Raw genomic sequence first — 3,670 nt, forward strand, 5'->3', positions numbered from 1 at the left:
GGGGTCTTCGGCCTCGGCGCCATGGGCGCTGTAGTGCCGGGTACGCACGGCGTCGTCGGCCTCCAGGCGCACGCTGCCCTGGGCGTCGCAGCCGAGCAGGGTGACGCGACGCACGCCGGCGGTGATGCGGTTGAGGGCGAACAGCGCGCCGTTTTCGCCGATGCGCTGGAGCAGGTCATCGCCGGTCTGCTCGTGGGTGAGCAGGCCGGCGCTGAAGAAACTGCGGGTGAGGGTGCCGTCGAGCACGCGGTCGGTGAGGTTGCCGCTGGGGTCGTAGCGGTAGTCGCAGGTCTGGCCGTTGTACTGGACCCGGGTGAGGCGGTCCTGGGCGTCCCAGGTGAGGGTGCGGCCGAGGCTGTCGGCGATGACCCGGCCACAAGCGTCGTAGTCGAGGGTAATCGACGCTGGCCAGCTGGAATGGGTATGGGCGATGGTGGTGACCTGGGTGGGGTCTTGGGTATTGTCGTAGGTGAAGGTGGCCTTGTCGGTGCTGCCGTCGGCGAAGGTGCTGTCGACCTGGGTGTAGCCGTCCAGGGCGTTGAAGGTGAAGACCTGTTCGATGATGCGGTTGCCGAAGGGGTCTTGCGGCGCGACGGCGGCGTCGGCGGTGTAGGTGGTCAGGCGGCCAAGGCTGTCGTAGTCGAAGGTTTCCTGGCCTTGGATGGCGCCGTCTTCCCAGGCCCGCGAAACCACTTGGTCCAAGTCGGAATACAGCAAGGTCTGCGTGCAGGTGCGGGTACTGCCGGCCGTGGTGGCGGCGAAGGTGCGGGTGTGCTCGCGGCCGAGGCCGTCGTAGGTGAGGGTTTGGACCAGGCGGTTGCTGGCGTCGGTGGTGGTGACGGTTTCGACACGGGAAAAGGTGTCGAAGGTGAAGGCGGTGGTGACGTCGTCCTGCAGGTGTTTTTCCAGGCGGCCGAAGCGGTCGTATTCGTAGCGGTGGTCGCTGCCGTGGCTATCGACGAGACCCTGGCGCAGGCCATTGAGCGAGTGGCGCCAGGTGGTGGCGTGAGTGTTGCCCTCGACGGTCCAGGTGTCCTCTAGCGGTTTGCCGGAGGGGGTGTAGGTAAGGTCGAGCGTGCCGAGGGGGCCGCTGCTGGTGTCGGGCTGGCCGAGGCGGGGGTGGTAGGTGAAGGTATTGGCGGGTTCGCCAGCAGGGGTGATGCTGAGCACCTGGTTGTCGAGGGCGGCCTCGTAGGTGTAGGCGACGCGCGTGCCGTCGGGCAAGCGGTTGGCACTGGGCGGAAGTTGGCCGGGCAGGTACTCGAAGCCAGTGGCGCGCCCGCCGACGACGACGCTGAGCTGGCGGCCCAGGCCGTCGAAGGTCTGTTTGGCAAGACCGATAGGAGTGGATGCTGCCATGGCTATGACCCCCATTCAGTGATGATCACGGGTTATTGCTATCAGGGGGGGCGAATCTTCGACGGACGGGCCTGCGCAGCGGGGACGCGCGGTCGAATCTCACACGATCGTCCGTTCTGTAGAAATCGGTGCTCGAACGTCTGACGATGTTCTCTACACGTTGGCTAACCCCGGATGTCGCACCCTGCCCCTCGGGCGATAACGCCGTTTTCTGGGCGCTGCCGGCTTGCTTGAGGGGAGCCGTTGGTTGGGGCGCGCGCGGGCCAATATCCGTGACAGGGTTAGCAACCTCAGGCGCGCTCGCGCGTTTGAATACGACCATCTCCATATCAGGGGGATCGGAGGGTAAAGCGCCTTGCCTGTTGAGGGCACGAGCGCCTGAGTGCGACGCGGGAACCCTGGCAGGTGAAGAGGGAGCAGTGCCGCGGCCAAGTGAGGGGCTACGCGGCGCACCGTCGAACGCGGGTTGTCGAATTCTACCTACGCTGAGCTTGTCCACGCCGGTAGTGGGAAAGCGATTGGTGACTTTTCGGGCGTTGTGCAGCTTGATCGCTTTTGGCCCAAACCCCGTTATCGTGCTGACCCATCCCGTGACAAGGGAGACATAACCCAGTATGCCGGCAGCTTTGGCATCCGTGTCGGTCGCTTCCAGCACCGCAGCGGAAATGGCGGTACCGACGGAAATGGCGCCGAAACCAGCGGAGGCTATGGCGAGCGCCCCGCTCACCGTCAGGGCACCCAGGCCAGCAGCGAATACGGGAGCTAAAGCGCCAAAGCTGATAGCGGTCCCCACGACTCCCAGGAGCATGCCTACGCCAAACTTCACCCACCCCCACCAACTGTGGCCATCCGGGTCGATACGGTTGACCGGGTCGCCGCCGCAGTAGGCGTAGGGGTTCAGCCCACCGCGCCCGAACGGGCTCTCGCTGTCGGGGCTGAGAAAGCCCATGACGATAGGGTCGTAGGGTCGGTAGCCGCCAGGGATGTACCAGCCGGTCAAGGGTTCGCGGCGCTCGCCTGCATAGCCGTAGGGACCGTTGGTGGGGTCTTCGGCCTCGGCGCCATGGGCGCTGTAGTGCCGGGTACGCACGGCGTCGTCGGCCTCCAGGCGCACGCTGCCCTGGGCGTCGCAGCCGAGCAGGGTGACGCGACGCACGCCGGCGGTGATGCGGTTGAGGGCGAACAGCGCGCCGTTTTCGCCGATGCGCTGGAGCAGGTCATCGCCGGTCTGCTCGTGGGTGAGCAGGCCGGCGCTGAAGAAACTGCGGGTGAGGGTGCCGTCGAGCACGCGGTCGGTGAGGTTGCCGCTGGGGTCGTAGCGGTAGTCGCAGGTCTGGCCGTTGTACTGGACCCGGGTGAGGCGGTCCTGGGCGTCCCAGGTGAGGGTGCGGCCGAGGCTGTCGGCGATGACCCGGCCACAAGCGTCGTAGTCGAGGGTAATCGACGCTGGCCAGCTGGAATGGGTATGGGCGATGGTGGTGACCTGGGTGGGGTCTTGGGTATTGTCGTAGGTGAAGGTGGCCTTGTCGGTGCTGCCGTCGGCGAAGGTGCTGTCGACCTGGGTGTAGCCGTCCAGGGCGTTGAAGGTGAAGACCTGTTCGATGATGCGGTTGCCGAAGGGGTCTTGCGGCGCGACGGCGGCGTCGGCGGTGTAGGTGGTCAGGCGGCCAAGGCTGTCGTAGTCGAAGGTTTCCTGGCCTTGGATGGCGCCGTCTTCCCAGGCCCGCGAAACCACTTGGTCCAAGTCGGAATACAGCAAGGTCTGCGTGCAGGTGCGGGTACTGCCGGCCGTGGTGGCGGCGAAGGTGCGGGTGTGCTCGCGGCCGAGGCCGTCGTAGGTGAGGGTTTGGACCAGGCGGTTGCTGGCGTCGGTGGTGGTGACGGTTTCGACACGGGAAAAGGTGTCGAAGGTGAAGGCGGTGGTGACGTCGTCCTGCAGGTGTTTTTCCAGGCGGCCGAAGCGGTCGTATTCGTAGCGGTGGTCGCTGCCGTGGCTATCGACGAGACCCTGGCGCAGGCCATTGAGCGAGTGGCGCCAGGTGGTGGCGTGAGTGTTGCCCTCGACGGTCCAGGTGTCCTCTAGCGGTTTGCCGGAGGGGGTGTAGGTAAGGTCGAGCGTGCCGAGGGGGCCGCTGCTGGTGTCGGGCTGGCCGAGGCGGGGGTGGTAGGTGAAGGTATTGGCGGGTTCGCCAGCAGGGGTGATGCTGAGCACCTGGTTGTCGAGGGCGGCCTCGTAGGTGTAGGCGACGCGCGTGCCGTCGGGCAAGCGGTTGGCACTGGGCGGAAGTTGGCCGGGCAGGTACTCGAAGCC

Annotated in this window: 1 protein-coding gene and 1 pseudogene; both read right to left on the minus strand. The window is 66.2% G+C overall.

Features of this window, described 5'->3' with window-relative positions; genetic code table 11:
• Nucleotides 1–1,359, minus strand: a pseudogene (locus P0Y43_RS10000) (hypothetical protein); the annotation flags it as partial.
• Nucleotides 1,360–1,384: 25 nt separating this feature from the next.
• Nucleotides 1,385–3,670, minus strand: a 2,286-nt coding sequence (locus tag P0Y43_RS10005) for an RHS repeat-associated core domain-containing protein (RefSeq protein WP_275637132.1), incomplete at its 5' end; no start/stop codon positions are given.

This window comes from Pseudomonas entomophila, from assembly GCF_029193575.1.
In the GTDB taxonomy this organism is placed as follows: domain Bacteria; phylum Pseudomonadota; class Gammaproteobacteria; order Pseudomonadales; family Pseudomonadaceae; genus Aquipseudomonas; species Aquipseudomonas entomophila_G.